Source organism: Streptomyces sp. NPDC079141 (assembly GCF_040686775.1).
Lineage (GTDB): Bacteria > Actinomycetota > Actinomycetes > Streptomycetales > Streptomycetaceae > Streptomyces.
Window position 1 is genome coordinate 386,517 of sequence record NZ_JBFBLP010000007.1, and the last position, 13,744, is coordinate 400,260.

General features: G+C 73.9%; 16 protein-coding genes. 7 read left to right on the forward strand and 9 right to left on the reverse strand.

Annotated features, from left to right (window positions below; genetic code table 11):
- Nucleotides 1-78: 78 nt before the first annotated feature.
- Both AB0Q90_RS21960 and AB0Q90_RS21965 read right to left on the reverse strand, forming a co-directional pair.
- A complete protein-coding gene (locus AB0Q90_RS21960) occupies nucleotides 79-2,148 on the reverse strand; it encodes an alkaline phosphatase family protein (RefSeq protein WP_363158328.1) in 2,070 nt (689 codons plus the stop codon).
- A gap of 111 nt (nucleotides 2,149-2,259) precedes the next feature.
- Nucleotides 2,260-2,661: a hypothetical protein gene (locus AB0Q90_RS21965; protein ID WP_363158329.1), complete on the reverse strand. Its 402-nt coding sequence runs from the start codon at nucleotides 2,659-2,661 to the stop codon at nucleotides 2,260-2,262.
- A gap of 85 nt (nucleotides 2,662-2,746) precedes the next feature.
- On the opposite strand from AB0Q90_RS21965, the gene AB0Q90_RS21970 reads away from it, so the two are divergent.
- The gene (locus AB0Q90_RS21970) at nucleotides 2,747-3,520 is read left to right on the forward strand and encodes an MBL fold metallo-hydrolase (RefSeq protein WP_363158330.1); all 774 of its coding nucleotides are present in this window, start codon (nucleotides 2,747-2,749) and stop codon (nucleotides 3,518-3,520) included.
- Nucleotides 3,517-4,143 carry a VTT domain-containing protein gene (locus tag AB0Q90_RS21975; RefSeq protein WP_363158331.1) on the forward strand — a complete coding sequence of 209 codons (627 nt, stop codon included), beginning with the start codon at nucleotides 3,517-3,519 and terminating at the stop codon, nucleotides 4,141-4,143. Before AB0Q90_RS21970 ends, AB0Q90_RS21975 begins: the two co-directional genes overlap by 4 nt.
- Here the strand turns inward: AB0Q90_RS21975 and AB0Q90_RS21980 are convergent.
- From AB0Q90_RS21980 to AB0Q90_RS21995, 4 genes are all read right to left on the reverse strand, one after another.
- Nucleotides 4,140-5,186 (reverse strand): MBL fold metallo-hydrolase, encoded by a 1,047-nt coding sequence (locus AB0Q90_RS21980; protein WP_363158332.1) that lies wholly within the window; start codon nucleotides 5,184-5,186, stop codon nucleotides 4,140-4,142. The two genes, AB0Q90_RS21975 and AB0Q90_RS21980, sit on opposite strands and share 4 nt — an antisense overlap.
- Complete coding sequence (locus tag AB0Q90_RS21985) at nucleotides 5,183-6,430, reverse strand: aminotransferase class I/II-fold pyridoxal phosphate-dependent enzyme (protein WP_363158333.1); 1,248 nt, start codon at nucleotides 6,428-6,430, stop codon at nucleotides 5,183-5,185. The genes AB0Q90_RS21980 and AB0Q90_RS21985 overlap by 4 nt, the downstream gene beginning before the upstream one ends.
- Nucleotides 6,431-6,563: 133 nt before the next feature.
- Nucleotides 6,564-7,169: a hypothetical protein gene (locus AB0Q90_RS21990; protein ID WP_363158334.1), complete on the reverse strand. Its 606-nt coding sequence runs from the start codon at nucleotides 7,167-7,169 to the stop codon at nucleotides 6,564-6,566.
- A gap of 178 nt (nucleotides 7,170-7,347) precedes the next feature.
- The gene (locus AB0Q90_RS21995) at nucleotides 7,348-8,073 is read right to left on the reverse strand and encodes a GAF and ANTAR domain-containing protein (protein WP_363158335.1); all 726 of its coding nucleotides are present in this window, start codon (nucleotides 8,071-8,073) and stop codon (nucleotides 7,348-7,350) included.
- Nucleotides 8,074-8,159: 86 nt separating this feature from the next.
- Here AB0Q90_RS21995 and AB0Q90_RS22000 point away from each other — a divergent pair, with 86 nt between their 5' ends.
- Nucleotides 8,160-9,272 carry a PAS domain-containing protein gene (locus tag AB0Q90_RS22000; RefSeq protein ID WP_363158336.1) on the forward strand — a complete coding sequence of 371 codons (1,113 nt, stop codon included), beginning with the start codon at nucleotides 8,160-8,162 and terminating at the stop codon, nucleotides 9,270-9,272.
- Between the two features lie 5 nt (nucleotides 9,273-9,277).
- Here AB0Q90_RS22000 and AB0Q90_RS22005 read toward each other — a convergent pair whose 3' ends face one another.
- Together AB0Q90_RS22005 and AB0Q90_RS22010 are read right to left on the reverse strand one after the other, a co-directional pair.
- On the reverse strand, nucleotides 9,278-10,069 hold the full coding sequence (locus AB0Q90_RS22005) for an RNA polymerase sigma factor SigF (RefSeq protein ID WP_363158337.1): 792 nt from the start codon (nucleotides 10,067-10,069) through the stop codon (nucleotides 9,278-9,280).
- Between the two features lie 196 nt (nucleotides 10,070-10,265).
- The gene (locus AB0Q90_RS22010) at nucleotides 10,266-10,427 is read right to left on the reverse strand and encodes a hypothetical protein (protein WP_363158338.1); all 162 of its coding nucleotides are present in this window, start codon (nucleotides 10,425-10,427) and stop codon (nucleotides 10,266-10,268) included.
- A gap of 129 nt (nucleotides 10,428-10,556) precedes the next feature.
- Here AB0Q90_RS22010 and AB0Q90_RS22015 point away from each other — a divergent pair, with 129 nt between their 5' ends.
- The 3 genes from AB0Q90_RS22015 (at nucleotide 10,557) to AB0Q90_RS22025 (ending at nucleotide 12,034) form a co-directional block, all read left to right on the forward strand.
- The gene (locus tag AB0Q90_RS22015) at nucleotides 10,557-10,949 is read left to right on the forward strand and encodes a DUF2795 domain-containing protein (RefSeq protein WP_363158340.1); all 393 of its coding nucleotides are present in this window, start codon (nucleotides 10,557-10,559) and stop codon (nucleotides 10,947-10,949) included.
- Nucleotides 10,950-11,039: 90 nt separating this feature from the next.
- Nucleotides 11,040-11,459 carry a CBS domain-containing protein gene (locus AB0Q90_RS22020; RefSeq protein WP_363158341.1) on the forward strand — a complete coding sequence of 140 codons (420 nt, stop codon included), beginning with the start codon at nucleotides 11,040-11,042 and terminating at the stop codon, nucleotides 11,457-11,459.
- 32 nt (nucleotides 11,460-11,491) lie between these two features.
- Nucleotides 11,492-12,034, forward strand: coding sequence for a type 1 glutamine amidotransferase domain-containing protein (locus AB0Q90_RS22025; protein WP_363158343.1), 543 nt, complete (start codon nucleotides 11,492-11,494; stop codon nucleotides 12,032-12,034).
- A gap of 39 nt (nucleotides 12,035-12,073) precedes the next feature.
- Here the strand turns inward: AB0Q90_RS22025 and AB0Q90_RS22030 are convergent, their stop codons facing one another.
- Entirely contained in the window at nucleotides 12,074-12,397 is a 324-nt protein-coding gene (locus AB0Q90_RS22030; RefSeq protein WP_363158684.1) for a DUF6158 family protein, read from the reverse strand.
- A gap of 13 nt (nucleotides 12,398-12,410) precedes the next feature.
- Here AB0Q90_RS22030 and AB0Q90_RS22035 point away from each other — a divergent pair, with 13 nt between their 5' ends.
- Complete coding sequence (locus tag AB0Q90_RS22035) at nucleotides 12,411-13,511, forward strand: Vms1/Ankzf1 family peptidyl-tRNA hydrolase (protein WP_363158344.1); 1,101 nt, start codon at nucleotides 12,411-12,413, stop codon at nucleotides 13,509-13,511.
- Nucleotides 13,512-13,744: the final 233 nt, after the last annotated feature.

The following is a 13,744-nucleotide window of genomic DNA, read 5'->3' on the forward strand; positions in this document are numbered from 1 at the left end:
CAGGTACTCCTCAAGGGTGTTCGAGCGATTTCGACTGCGAACAGTGTGTGCGTACGACCGTTTTGACGCACCCGGTTTTCAGGCCGCCCGCTCCTCGGGCTCACGCTCCACCGGCACCTCGGGCCCACCGGACTCAGCCAGCCAGCGGCGCAGGATCCGGTGGACGTGCTCGGCCCCGGCCAGGTCCTCGCCGTCCTCGGCCGGCGCGGACAGGGCGACCGGCGACAGCAGGAACGGCTTGCCCTGCGCGCCGCCGAGCCCGCCGTGCGAGCCGATCTGCTCCTCGAAGGCGAGGACTTCGCCGTCGGCCGGGTCGTACATGGAGTTGACCATGATGTCGGCGGTGTGCGGGAAGGAGTGCGTGCGCCGGACGGCGTCCGCCGCGCCGGGCCCGAAGGGGACGAGCGGGCCGGGGTCCCGGTCGAGTTCGTCCAGCGGGATCTCGGCGCCGAACGGGCCGAGCACCACACCGCCGTGCTCCTTGCTGCGGACCAGCAGGAAGCCGATGCCGGGGTGGTTGGCGAGCGTGGTCAGCAGGGCGGGGTGGCGGGCGTCGATCTCCTCCTTGGTCATCCGGTGGGGGACGTCCGGGAAGGAGACCAGGCCGAGGTTGCCCGAGGCGAGCACGATCGGCTCCGAACGGCGGGGCGTCGGACGGTGCTTCTCGCCGCGTTCCTCGACGGGGATGCGCAGTGCGGCGCGCACCGCCGTCCGCGCCTCGGCACCGCTGTGGGTGCGCCGCGCCCGGCGCGGCACGGGCAGCCCGCAGCCGGCCCGCACCAGGTCGCCGAGGGAGAGGCCGTAGCGGGCGCGGAAGGTCTCGCCGGGGCTCTGGCCGTGGTCGGAGAGCACGACGATGCGGTACGGCCGCGGGGCGTGCTCGGCGACCTTCTCGATCAGTTCGAGCGCCCGGTCGAGGCGTTCGAGGACCTTCTCGGCGTCACGGCCGACCGGCCCGGAGTGGTGCGCCACCTCGTCGTAGGCGACGAGGTCGGCGTAGACGGCGGTGCGGCCCGCGAGCATGTCGCCCATCACCGCGGCGACGACGACGTCCCGTTCGACGACGGTCGCAAAGGCGCGGACGAAGGGGTAGAGGCCGCCACGGGAGACCCGCGGGCGGACCTTGCACAGCCGGGCCCGGGTGGACTGGCCGATCTCGCGGCCGACCTCGGCGACGAACGAAAGGGCGGTGCGGACCGCGTTGGCCGGGTCGGAGAAGTAGGCGAAGTAGCCCGCCCGGGAGCGGTTCTCGCGGCGGCGGCGCTTGGTCGCGATGGACAGCACGAGGGCCTGTTCGTCGGCGCCGCCGCTGAACAGGTTGCCGCGGCTGGCGCCGTCGACGGTGAGCAGTCCGCCGTCGCCGGTGTGCCGTACGGCGCGCCGCTGGAGTTCGGCCGCGCTGGTGGGGCGGTTGCAGACCATCACCTCCCGGTTCTCCTTCTCGTACCAGCGGAAGGCCGGGATGTCGTGGTTGCTGCCGTGCAGGATGCCCAGCTGGCTGGCGCCGGTCTGGCTGGACCAGTCGGTGCGCCAGTCGGTCAGCCGGTGGGTGCCCTCCAGCCAGCGGGCCACGGTCGGCATGAGGTCCTTGCCGACGGCGTCCACCAGCACGTCGTGGCCGACGCCGTCGAGCTGGAGGAAGACGGTTCCCGGGCTGGTGGGGCAGGGCGGCCGGCTGCTGCGGCGGCGGTCGGCGAGACGGTACAGGCGGCGCCGGTAGGCGTCGTCGTCACGTACGGCGAGGGCGGCGCCGGTCGCGGAGGCCACGGCCGACATCACGGCGGCGACCACCACCGCGGTCTCCCAGGCGGCCCCGCCGCGCTCGGCGGGGTTCAGCCGGAGGGCGACGAGCAGGAGGGCGCCGTTCAGGAAGAAGACCAGCAGGCCGAGGACGAGCGCAGGCACGAGCAGCAGCAGCCGTACGAGCAGCGGCCAGACCAGGGCCGACAGCACACCGAAGGCGCCGGCGCCGAACGCGGCGGTGACGGCGATCCGGGTGGCGCTGTCGCCGTCCGCGGACTGCAGCTGGAAGTCCGGCAGGATCCCGGCGAGCACGAGCATGGTGACCGTGGAGACCGCCCACACCGCAACGCTCCGCCCGACCTGACTGGCGACCCGCCGCCAACGCCCACCGCGCACGCCCCGCACACCTCACGTCCCGGCCCGTCGACCGCGTGGGCCTGCACCCACCTTGTCATATCGACTGGCCGGAATCGGTGTCTTGATCGGCTTCCCGGACGATTGCCCGTGTTCGCCGGGCTATCGCCCGTCGTAGCCCGCCGTCGGCATCGACAGCCTGCGGTGCACCCGGGCCTTCATCTGCGAGTCGTACAGCGGCTCCTCGCAGCCCACCGTCTCCACCCGCACCCCGCGCCGCGCGCACTCGGCGGCGAACTCCTCGGCGGAGGACAGTGCGCTCTCCAGTACCCGCCGGCTGGGGGCCACGAACACGTCCATGCCGGGCCGCACGCCGTCCCACAGCACGCAGTGGTCGGGACGCAGCCCCCGCACCAGCAGCTCGCGGCTCACGGTGTAGCCCCGCTCGGCGGCCCAGCGGGCGCAGATGGCGTACTGGCTGCGGGAGTCCACCAGGAAGGGATCGGCGTCCAGCTCCTCCAGCGGCGTCAGACTCGCGATCGCCGTGACCCGCACCGGTCCCATGGCGTCCCCCTCACCTCCGGGTTTCAGGCGCCGACACTACTCCTGCCCGTAGGCTTCGGGGGAGTCGCGCGAAGGAGGCAAAGAGGTGCCGGTGGAGATCACCTGGTGGGGTCACGCCACCTGCACGGTCGCCGACTCGGACGTACGTGTGCTCACCGATCCCCTGTTCGCGCGCCGGCTCGCGCATCTGCGCCGGCGCCGGGGCGCGCTCCCCCCGCCCGGCGCCTGGCGTGCCGACGTGGCGCTCGTCTCCCATCTGCACGCCGACCACCTGCACGTTCCCTCGCTGGCGCGGCTCGCCCCGGGCACGCGCCTGCTTGTGCCCCGGGGCGCACCCCGGGCCGTGCCGGGGCTGCGCCGGCTCACCCAGCTGCACATCAGTGAGGTGCAGCCCGGCGATGTCACCGAGGTGGGCGGCCTCGCGGTGCGGGCGGTGCCCGCGCGGCACGACGGGCGGCGGCTGCCCGTGGGACGGCACCGCTCCCCCGCCCTGGGCTATGTCATAGAGGGCGAGGCGCGCACCTACTTCGCCGGGGACACGGGACTGTTCGACACGATGGCCGAGGAGGTCGGGCCGGTCGACGTGGCGCTGCTGCCGGTGGGCGGCTGGGGGCCGTATCTCGGGGAGGGGCATCTGGACGCGGGGCGGGCGGCGGAGGCGCTGGCCCGGCTGGCGCCGCGCAGCGCGGTGCCGGTGCACTACGGCACGTACTGGCCGATCGGCATGGACGCGGTGCGCCCCCATGAGTTCCATGCGCCCGGCGAGGAGTTCGTGCGTCTGGCCGCGGAGCGTGCGCCCGGCGTGGCGGTGCACCGGCTGGGGCACGGGGAGAGCGTCCGGCTGGAGGTGGCGGCGTGATGTGGCTGGCCGCCGCGTCCGGCACGGTCCCGACCGAGTCGACTCAGCAGGCGGTGGGGTATCCGACCTTGTTCGTGCTGGTGCTGCTGGGGGCGCTGGTCCCGGTGGTGCCGACGGGGGCGTTGGTCAGTTCGGCGGCTGTGGTGGCGTTCCATCAGACGGCGCCGTTCGCGTTGGGCCTGGTGTTCGTGACGGCCTCGCTGGCGGCGTTCTGCGGTGACATCGCGCTGTACTGGCTGGGACGGCGCGGGATGGGGTCGAAGAACGGGTCGCGGTGGCTGGAGGCGATTCGCTCGCGGGCCCCCGAGGACCGGCTGGAGCAGGCCCAGGAGAAGCTCGCCGAGCACGGGGTGGCGGTGCTGATCCTGTCCCGGCTGATGCCGGCGGGCCGTCTTCCGGTGATGCTGGCGTGCCTGCTCGCGAAGTGGCCGATGCGGAGGTTCGCGCGGGGGAATCTGCCGGCGTGTCTGGCGTGGGCCGTGACGTATCAGCTGATCGGGATCCTGGGGGGATCGCTGTTTCCGGAGCCTTGGCAGGGTGTGGTGGCGGCGGTGGCGCTGACGCTGGTGATCAGTGCGGCACCGAGTCTGTGGCGCAGGATGCGCCGACCCGCGAAGGCCTAGTCCAGCACGCGTGAGGCTCCGACCGGCAGGTCCCACAGATCTTCCCTGGGCAGTCCCGCCTTCTCCCATGCCGCCCGTGCCCGCTTGAGCGGCTCCAGCACCGGCTCCGCCGACAGGACGAACGTGCCCCAGTGCATGGGGGCCATCCGGCGCGCGCCCAGGTCCTGGGTCGCCCGTACGGCCTCCTCCGGGTCGCAGTGGACGTCGCTGAGCCACCAGCGGGGGTCGTAGGCGCCGACGGGCATCAGGGCCAGGTCGATGCCGGGGTAGCGGCGGCCGATGCGGGTGAACCAGTGGCCGTAGCCGGTGTCGCCCGCGAAGTACAGGCGCTGTCCGTCGGGGGCGGTGAGGACCCAGCCGCCCCACAGGCTGCGGCAGGTGTCGACGAGGCTGCGCTTGGACCAGTGGTGGGCGGGGACGAAGTCGAAGCGGACGCCGTTCAGTTCGGCCGCCTCCCACCAGTCCAGTTCGGTGACGGCGGTGAAGCGGCGGCGGTGGAACCAGCGGGCGAGGCCGGCCGGCGCGAACACCGGTGTGTCGCGCGGGAGGCGGCGCAGGGTGGGGGCGTCCAGGTGGTCGTAGTGGTTGTGGCTGATGACGACCGCGTCGATGCGCGGCAGGGCGGTCCAGGCGATGCCGACCGGGGTGAGGCGGGCCGGGGTGCCGATGATGCGCCGGGACCAGACCGGGTCGGTGAGGACGGTGAGCCCGCCGACGCGGACGACCCAACTGGCGTGTCCCGCCCAGGAGACGGCGATCGTGCGCGCGTCGACGCGGGGCAGCGGGGCGGGTTCGAAGGGCAGCAGCGGGATGTCGGCGAGTCCCTCGCGGCCGGGGCGTACGGCACCCTCGCGGGCGAACCGGGCCATGGCCTTGAGGCCGGGCAGCGGGGCGGTGAGCCGGTCGTGGAAGGTGCGCGGCCACACCCGGCGCTCGCCCAGGGGGCGGGGTTCGGCGAGGGGCGGAAACGGTGACGTGACCGCGGAACTGTCGGCTTCCTGGGTGCTCGTACTCGTCGTGGTCGACTCGGACTGCTGCGTCATCGAGGAGGCTCCCATCGCTGAGCGTCGTCGCGGAGGTCGTCGAAGACCGACGTCACATGGTTCAACGCGCGTTGCACGTGTGGCAGTTCCAACGGGGTGAGGGAGGTGAGGCATTGCGCGCGTTCCTCGTCCGTGCCGCGCAGCAGATCAGCGGTGGACAGTCGGACGCGCGGCGCTCCGAGATCGTCGCCGAAGCGGTGGCCGCCGGGCGCGGGCATGCCGAGCCGAGCGGTGAGGAAGTCCTCCAGGTCCTGGGCGTCGCCCACGCCGTGCGCGCCGAGGGCGGTGCGCAGCGGTCCCAGGTCGACGTAGAGATGCCGGCCGGCCTGCGGGGGCCGGGCGAGGGCGCCCGCGGCGACGACCGCCGAGTGCAGGGCGGCGGCCACGCGCGCGTGCAGGCGTACGGCGGCGGTGCGGCGTGCGGTGACCGGTTCGGGTTCGGTGAGTGCGTAGCCGGCCGCGGCGGCGACCGGGCTCGCGATGCGGGCGCCTAGGGCGGTGAGCACGTCGAGCACGCGCGCGTGCAGGTGCTCACCGGCGTCTCCGGAGGGGAACCGGGCGACGGCGGCCGGCCAGCCCGGCGGCAGCAGGGCCCCGGCCAGGTCGGTGACGACGGTGACATGCCCGGGGAGCATCTCGGCGGGGCTGAGCAGCACGGTGTCGTACGGGTCGTGCCGGGTGTCGCGCCAGGTCTCGTCGCTGACCAGGTGCAGGCCCTCGCCGACGGCGGCCTCGACGGTCTCGTGCAGCAGTTCGGGCGGCGCCACCGTGGCGGTGGGGTCGTCGGCGACGGACAGCACGAGCAGCCGCGGGTCGCCGCCCTCGGCCCGGACCCGGCGCACGGTCTCCAGCAGGGCGTACGGGTCCGGCACCCCGCCGGACTCGGCCGGGGTGGGGACGTGGAAGACGGGTCTGCCCAACAGGCGCGCGTACGGCGCCCACCAGGCGGCGCAGGGCCGGGGCACCAGGACGTCGCCGCCGAGCGCCGCGGTCAGGGCGAGCAGCAGGGCGGGCGCTCCCGGCGCGGCGACGGCCCGGTCGGGGGCGGTGGGCAGACCGCGTCGGTCCCAGTGGCCGCAGGCGGCGTCCAGCAGGGCGGTCGAGCCGCCGACGGGCTCGCTGTCGGGGCGGCCCGCGGCGGCGGCGAGCACCGCGGTCAGTTCGGGCAGCACGGGCAGCCCGTCCGCGGGGAGCGGCGGCCCGTAGCGGACGGGGCCGTGGCTTTCCGCTTCCCTCCGCGCCATCCGTTCCTCCGCTTCCCCTCTCCGCGCCTCCCCGCTCCTGCGTGGTGCGTACGGTGCGGATCGTGTCTGTCCCTCGGGCTCTTGCGTACCCAGCGGGCCCTCGGCCCATGGGCGTCCGCGGAGTTCGCGCCGGTCAGGCGTCGGCCGCGGGCGCCTTGCGGCGCAGCCGGTAGACGGCGCCGCCGAGCGCGCCCGCGATCAGCACGCCGCCGGCGACCAGGGCGGGGACGGAGTCGGTGAAGGCGCCGCCCTGGCCGGCCCGCACTCCGCGCTGGACGACCGCGCCGGAGCAGGAGTCGGGGTGCGGCTCGGTGCACGGCCGGGCGGTGGCGGCGGCGCGGGTGACGGTGAAGGTCGCGCTCCAGGGTTTGCCCTGGCCTCCCGGGCAGGTGCCGTCGACGGTCCACGCGGAGTCCGGTCCGACGCCGCTCTCCAGATCCGCGGCGGGGGCGATACGGGCGGTGCCGCGGTAGGCGGGTCCCGCGGCCTGCTCGTCGTTGCCGGGGACCTTCTGGAGGGCGACGGTGCCTTCCTCGAAGGCCTGCGAGGTGGCGTCCATGGTCGTGGGGGCGGGCCCGCCGACGGGGTCGCAGGTGACCGAGACGGTGACGCTGCCGCCCGGCTGCACGGTGGCGGGGCTGACCTCCGCGGCCGGGTCCGCGGAGGCCGACGGTGCGGCGACGCCCAGCGCGGCGCCGGCGAGGGCGGCGACGGACAGGGCACGGACGGTGCGGCGCATGGGGTGGGCTCCTTCGGCCGACGGCTCGGGACACGTCGCTCGTGTCCCGTGGCCATCACAGCCCGCCCGGCGGCCGGGCGCGCGCGGCCGGACCCCATTCGCGGGAACCTGGGCGCCCGTGCGGGTGACAACCGCGCCGCGCCGGGTTCATGCGGGTGACAACCGCGCCGTGCCCGGTTCAGTTCAGCAGCGCGGCAAGGTCCCGCTCCAGACCGCGGCCCCGCCTCTCGACGACCGCCGAGGCGACGTCGGCGAGCTTGCGGTTGGTGCCCTGGGAGATCCGCCGCAGCACCGAGAACGCGGCCTCGGCGTCGCAGCCGAGGACATGCATCACGATGCCGCAGGCCTGGTCGACGACGGGCCGGGAGCGCAACGCGGCGCCCAGCTGGCCGAGTTCGGTGAGCGCGGCACGGTAGGAGCGGTCCCGGACCAGACAGCCGGCGGCGAAGTCGCCGAGCGCGCGGGCGGGCCCGTGCGGGGCGTCCTCCAGGGTGCCGGCGCGGAAGCTGTAGAGGCTGAGCGTCACCGTCAGGCCCGAGCGCCGGAAGGGGATCGTCACGCTGGAGCGCACCCCGGAGTCGAGCGCCAGGGCCCGGTACTCCGGCCAGCGTTCCTCGCGCAGCAGGTCCCTGGAGTCGACCGGCTCGCCGCGTTCCAGGGCGGCCGGGATGGGGCCGTCGCCACTGCGCAGCTGCACGGCGACGAGGGGGGCGAGGTCGGGGTGGGTGACGGCGGCGGGCCGTTCGCTGCCGCCCTCGGCCACCATGCCGCTCGCTCCGCAGCAGGCGGCGGTGCAGCGGGCCGCCTGCTCGACGAGTTCGGACAGCCTTCGCCCCGGAAGGGCGGATTCGGGTGACTCCATCAACTCGGTCCCCCAGCGGTCGGGATGCGCGGTGTCCGGCATTGCGCGGTCCTCCTCTCCCTGGACGCCTGCCCGGTCAACCGGTCGGAAAACACGGCGGGAACAGGGGACCGCGCTAGGTTCGTGGCATGGCGCAGACGGACGAGTTCGGCGAAGAGCTGGTGGATTTTGTACGCCGCGTCGCGGAGTTGAAGGCGGCACGCTCCGTCTCGGGCGGTGATCTGCCCACCGTGCTCGACGCGGCGATCTTCGAACTCGACCATGTGGCGGACCAGTTGTGGCCCTGGTACGAGCGGCTGTCCGCGGCGGGCATGTCCCGTGCGGCGCCGGCGGACCGGCAGGAGCAGCAGTTGCTCAAGGCGGTGTTCCAGCGTTTCCCGCTGCCGGTGGCGCTGGTCGACCGGGAGACGGTGGTGCGCCGCCTGAACTTCGCGGCGACCTCCTTCACCGGGGTGCGCGCCGGGTACGCGACGGGCCGGCCGTTGACGGGGTTCCTCGCGCACGCCGACCGGGTCGCGTTCCGTTCCCAGGCGGCGGCCGTCGCGCGCGGCGAGGGCGACCGCAGTCTCACCGTGCATCTCCAGCAGCGCCCGTCGGTGCCGGTGCCGGCCACGCTCGCGGCCGTACGCCCGAGCGGGGAGCCGCACCCCACGGTGCTGGTGGCGTTCCAGCCCGGCGCGCCGAGCACCGCCGTCGCCCCGGGCGAGGGCCCGTCGGCCCAGGTCCCCGATCTGACGGAGGCCACCCGGCACGCGGCGCTGGTGGATCTGCTGGACACGATGACCACGACCTTGCTGACCGCCCCGCCCGGCGGCCGTGAGGCGGTCCTGAGGCGGGCGGCACAGGTCCTGCACGGCCGTTTCGCCGACTGGGTGATCGCCGACACGGCCGCCACCCGCACGGCGGTGTTCGCGCCGTCCGAGGCGGAGGCGGCCGCGCTGGCCGCTCAGGACCCCGCCACCTGCCCGCTGGTCGTGGAGGCGGCACGCGGCGGCGGTACGGCCCTCCAGGTGCGCCCGGAGGACCCGGACGCCTTCGGCCGCACCCCCGAGGGCGGCCCCGTCCTCGTCCGGGCGAACGTCACCTCACTCCTGTGCGTCCCCTTGACGACGAACGGCAAGGTGGAAGGCGTACTGACCTTGTTCCGCTCGGGACCGCGGCTGGCCTTCTCGATGGCGGAGGCGAAGGCGATGGACATCATGAGCCGCCACATCACGCTCCGGATGAGGAGTGCCTCGTAGAGGGCCTATGCGGCGTCCCTCAGCACCTGCTCGCGCACCCGCCCGCAGCAGCGGCTGATCAGCCGGGACACATGCATCTGCGAGATCCCCAGCTGCTCCGCGATCCGGCTCTGCGTCATGTCGCCGAAGAACCGCATGTAGAGAATCGCCCGTTCCCGCTCGGGCAGCGCGGCGATCCGCGGCTTGACGGCCTCACGGTCGATCACGACGTCCAGCGCCGGATCGGCGGAGCCCAGCGCGTCGCTCAGGGAGTACCCGTCCTCGCTGCCGGGCAGCTCCGCGTCCAGGGACAGGGCCGTGAAACTCTCCAACGCCTCCAGGCCCACCTGGACGTCGGCCTCGCTCATGTCGGCATGCGCGGCGATCTCCGCGACCGTCGGCCTGCGGCCGGAGACGGTCTGCAGGTCCTGGACGGCGAACCGGACCCGGTTGCGCAGATCCTGCACCCGGCGCGGCACGTGCAGCGTCCACATGTGGTCCCTGAAGTGCCGCTTGATCTCGCCGGTGATGGTCGGCACGGCATAGCTCTCGAAGGCGTTGCCGCGCTCGGGGTCGTACCGGTCGACGGCCTTGACCAGCCCGAGGGCGGCGACCTGCCGGAGGTCCTCGAAGCTCTCGCCGCGGCTGCGGAAGCGTCCCGCGAGCCGTTCCGCCATGGGCAGCCAGGCCTCGACCACCTCGTCGCGGAGCATGTCGCGCTGCCGGCCGGGGGGAAGCGTGGCGAGCCTGCGGAACGCGTCCGCGGTGTCGGGGGCGTCGTCGTGCGGGTGGTGCTTCGCGCTCACTCGTGTGGGCATGTGCGTCGCAACTCCCTTGGTTGTGCTCTGGGTTGGACGGTCACCATGGGAGCGCGGGCGAGAACCGGACGGGCACACCCGTGACGACGGTTCGCCGCTCCCACGGACGTGCCTCCTGTCCGAAGCACTGTGGTTGCGCCTGCCCCGCTGCCCGGGCGGCAAACACCCGGGCAGGTTTTCGGCAGGACGGCAGGGTTCAGGGCGAAGATGCAGGAGTTCCTGCCGGGGCGTGAGAGGGAGTGGGCGGCAGCTCCACCGCCTCGTCCCGCTCCTCCGGCAGCAGAAGCTCCTCGTAGCGGCCCAGTGCCAGCACCACGCCGAGCATGAGGAGCGGGATGAGCACAGCGAGCATCGCCATGGCTGTTCCTCCCCGGGAAGTGCGTGGGGGGCGTCCGCCCGGGTCTCCCCCGAAGCGGAAGGCAAACCCTCGTGTCGGGTTCCCGTCTTCGGGTACGCGGTGCCCACCCCCGAAGATCTGGAGGGCGTCATGCAGCGAGGCAGCGATCGCCTGAGCGTCCATCGCGACGACGAGATGAAGCACGAACTCCAGGGCCTGCTCAGGTCCGGGCACTCCACGCGCACCGAGGAGTGGCACGACCCCGAGCCGACCGCCGAGGACGATCCGCAGGTCGCGGGCGGTCCGGTGGCACCGGGCGCGGGTACGGCGACGCTGGCGCAGGTGCGTCTGGAGCTGGCCCGGTTCCTCAGCCGCAGCCAGTTCCCGGCGCGGCCGCGCGAGCTGGCCGGCACCCTGCGCCGCGCCTACGCGCCCGACGCCCTGGTGGAGGCCCTGGAACGGCAGCCGCGCTCGGCGCGCTACGCCACCGTCCAGGAGCTGGCCGAGGCACTGCTGCGGCCGGAGCGCGCACGGAACGCATAGCCACCCCGCCCGCGGGTACTGCGGGCGGCGTCATGCCGACACGGCCGCGGTGACCCGCACCGGCCGGAAACGGAGGAGGGGCCCACAGAGATGGCTGATTTCGTGAGGGACGTCATGACTCCGGGCGTGGTCGCGGTACGCCCGGACGCCTCGCTGGTCGAGGCGGCGCAGCTGATGCGTGCGCAGGACATCGGCGACGTGCTGGTGGCCGACGGCCAGCGGGTCGTCGGCATGCTCACCGACCGCGACATCGCCGTACGGGCGGTCGCGGACGGCGTGGACCCGCTGACGGTGAGCGCCCAGGCGGTGTGCACCCCGGACCCGGTGGTGGTGGCGCCGGAGGACCCCGTGTCGGCGGCGGTCGCCCTGATGCGGCGGCACGCGGTACGCAGGCTGCCGGTCGTCGAGGGCGGCCTGCCGGTCGGCATGGTGAGCCTCGGGGACCTGGCCGAGGCACAGGATCCGGACTCGGTGCTGGCCGACATCAGCCGGGCCGCGCCGGAGGGGTGAACGCCGGGGCCGCGGAAGGACGTTGATCCATCATGCGCATCGCATTTCTGGCCGCGCCCGAGGGCGTCGAGCAGATCGAGTTCACCGACCCCTGGCGGGCCGCGCTGGACGCCGGGCACGAACCCGTGCTCGTCTCCACGAAGCCGGGGAGGATCCAGGCGTTCAACCATCTCGACAAGGCGGACACCTTCCCCGTGCAGGAGGTCGTCGGCGAGGCGTCGGCCGGTTCCTTCGGCGCGCTCGTGCTGCCGGGCGGGGTCGCCAACCCCGACTACCTGCGGATGAACCGCAAGGCGGTCGCGTTCGTGCGGGACTTCTTCGAGCAGGGCCGGCCGGTCGCCGCGATCTGTCACGCCGCCTGGCTCCTGGTCGAGGCGGACGTCGTACGCGGCCGGGTGCTGACCTCCTGGCCGAGCCTGGCGACCGACGTCCGCAACGCGGGCGGCACCTGGGTCGACGAGCAGGTGAAGATCTGCGACCGCGGCCGCAGCAAGCTGGTGACCAGCCGCAAGCCCGGTGATCTCAAGGCGTTCCGCGAGACGTTCCTGGAGGTGTTCGCGAAGGAGTCCGGCTGAACGACCCCAGGCGGGCCGGGGATCCCACGGGCCCGAGGATCAACTGCGGGGAGTCGCCGACTCCCCGCAGCCGCGTTCCCGGGCTCCTTCGCGGGTACGGCCCGCGGCCACCGGGCGCCGCGGGTGGCGGCGCAGGTACTCGCCCTCCAGCTGGGCCATGCGCTCGTTGTGGGCCCGCAGTGCGTCGTTCGAGCCGTGCAGGAGCGTGTCGTGCCGCGTGCGGTGGATCGTCTCCAGCTCCTTCATGAGCTGCTGGTCGTCCAGCCGGCTGGCGTCGACTCCGTTCATGGTGGTGCCCCGCTCGTCGTGTTCGTGTCTGCTGTCCGGGTACCCGCCCCTTTGAGGCCTGCCTCCGCGCGACATCCGGGAGGGAACCATGGATCTCGCCTTCCTGCATCCACTCTACGAACATCCGGGGCCCTGGGCCTCCGTGTACGTCGACACCTCCCGGCACACGGAGGGCACGCCGCACGAACGGCACCTCACGGCGCAGGCCCTCGCCCGGGAGCTGGCCGGCCAGGGCTGCGACGAGGCGACCTGCCGGGCTGTGCGCGGCGCGCTGGAGGAGCTGGAGCACTCCTCCGAGCCGCACGGGCGGGCGCTGTTCGCGCGCGCCGGTGAGGTGGTCCTGGATCCGCCGCTGGCGCGGCCCCCGCTGCGGGACAGCGTCCTGTGGGCGCCGCTGCCGCACACCGCTCCGCTGCTGGAGCTGGCGGGCGAGGACCCGGTGTGCGTGGTTGCGTACGTCGACCGCAGGGGTGCCCACTTCGAGCTGCGCACGGCGATGGGACGACAGGACGCCGGGGACGTCACGGGACGGCAGTGGCCGCTGCACCGGACGAGCACGATGGACTGGTCGGAGCGGCACTTCCAGCTGAAGGTGGAGAACACCTGGGAGCACAACGCGGCCGAGATCGCGGACGCGCTCGCCGTCTGCCAGGACGACACCCGGGCCGACCTGCTGATTCTCGTGGGGGACGACCGGGAGCGGCGGGCCGTGCACGAGCGGTTGCCGCGGCGGCTGGACGATCTGGTGGTCGAGGCGCCGCACGGCAGCGGCAGCAGGCTGCTGGACGAGGATGTCGAGCAGGCCCGTGCGGAGCATGTGCGGCGCCGGGCGGAGCAGGAGCTGGAACGGTTCCTTGCGGCCCGTGAGCCGGGCGAGGACGGTCGGGCCGGGGCCGTGGAGGGGGTGCCGGCGCTGGTCGAGGCCGCGCGGGAGCACCGGATCGACGAGCTGCTGATCCGGGTGGACGGGCCGGACGCGCACCGGGAGATCTGGATCGGCGAGCACCCGGACCAGCTGGCGGTCCGCCGTACGGACCTGAAGATCCTCGGCTACCAGAACTCCTGGCCGGCCCGTGCGGACGACGCGCTGATCCGCTCGGCGGTGGCGACAGGAGCGGAGGCGCTGTCGCTGGCCTCGGCCGGGGAGGCCCCGTCGGGCGGCCTGGGGGCGCTGCTGCGGTGGACGTAGGGGGAGGGTTTTCGCCCCCGCCGCCCCTACCCATTCCCGTCCCCTGGGGGCTGCCGCCCCCAGACCCCCGCTTCGGCCCTGAACGGGCCTCGTCCTCAAACGCCGGACGGGCTGAAATTGCCTGGACCGGCGTTCAGAAAATCCAGCCCCTCCGGCGTTTGAGGAGCGGGGGTCCAGGGGGCAGCGCCCCCTGGAGGACGGGACGGGTAGGGGCGGCGGGGGCGAAAACCCTT

Excerpts from the sequence above, each read along its gene's own strand:
- AB0Q90_RS21995 (WP_363158335.1), bottom strand. The coding sequence starts at position 8,073 with ATGCCGGACACCGCGCATCCCGACCGCTGGGGGACCGAGTTGATGGAG.
- AB0Q90_RS21980 (WP_363158332.1), bottom strand. The coding sequence starts at position 5,186 with ATGACGCAGCAGTCCGAGTCGACCACGACGAGTACGAGCACCCAGGAA.
- AB0Q90_RS21990 (WP_363158334.1), bottom strand. The coding sequence starts at position 7,169 with ATGCGCCGCACCGTCCGTGCCCTGTCCGTCGCCGCCCTCGCCGGCGCC.
- AB0Q90_RS22010 (WP_363158338.1), bottom strand. The coding sequence starts at position 10,427 with ATGGCGATGCTCGCTGTGCTCATCCCGCTCCTCATGCTCGGCGTGGTG.
- AB0Q90_RS22000 (WP_363158336.1), top strand. The coding sequence starts at position 8,160 with ATGGCGCAGACGGACGAGTTCGGCGAAGAGCTGGTGGATTTTGTACGC.
- AB0Q90_RS21985 (WP_363158333.1), bottom strand. The coding sequence starts at position 6,430 with ATGGCGCGGAGGGAAGCGGAAAGCCACGGCCCCGTCCGCTACGGGCCG.
- AB0Q90_RS22005 (WP_363158337.1), bottom strand. The coding sequence starts at position 10,069 with ATGCCCACACGAGTGAGCGCGAAGCACCACCCGCACGACGACGCCCCC.
- AB0Q90_RS21965 (WP_363158329.1), bottom strand. The coding sequence starts at position 2,661 with ATGGGACCGGTGCGGGTCACGGCGATCGCGAGTCTGACGCCGCTGGAG.
- AB0Q90_RS22020 (WP_363158341.1), top strand. The coding sequence starts at position 11,040 with ATGGCTGATTTCGTGAGGGACGTCATGACTCCGGGCGTGGTCGCGGTA.
- AB0Q90_RS22030 (WP_363158684.1), bottom strand. The coding sequence starts at position 12,397 with ATGTCGCGCGGAGGCAGGCCTCAAAGGGGCGGGTACCCGGACAGCAGA.
- AB0Q90_RS22025 (WP_363158343.1), top strand. The coding sequence starts at position 11,492 with ATGCGCATCGCATTTCTGGCCGCGCCCGAGGGCGTCGAGCAGATCGAG.
- AB0Q90_RS22035 (WP_363158344.1), top strand. The coding sequence starts at position 12,411 with ATGGATCTCGCCTTCCTGCATCCACTCTACGAACATCCGGGGCCCTGG.
- AB0Q90_RS22015 (WP_363158340.1), top strand. The coding sequence starts at position 10,557 with ATGCAGCGAGGCAGCGATCGCCTGAGCGTCCATCGCGACGACGAGATG.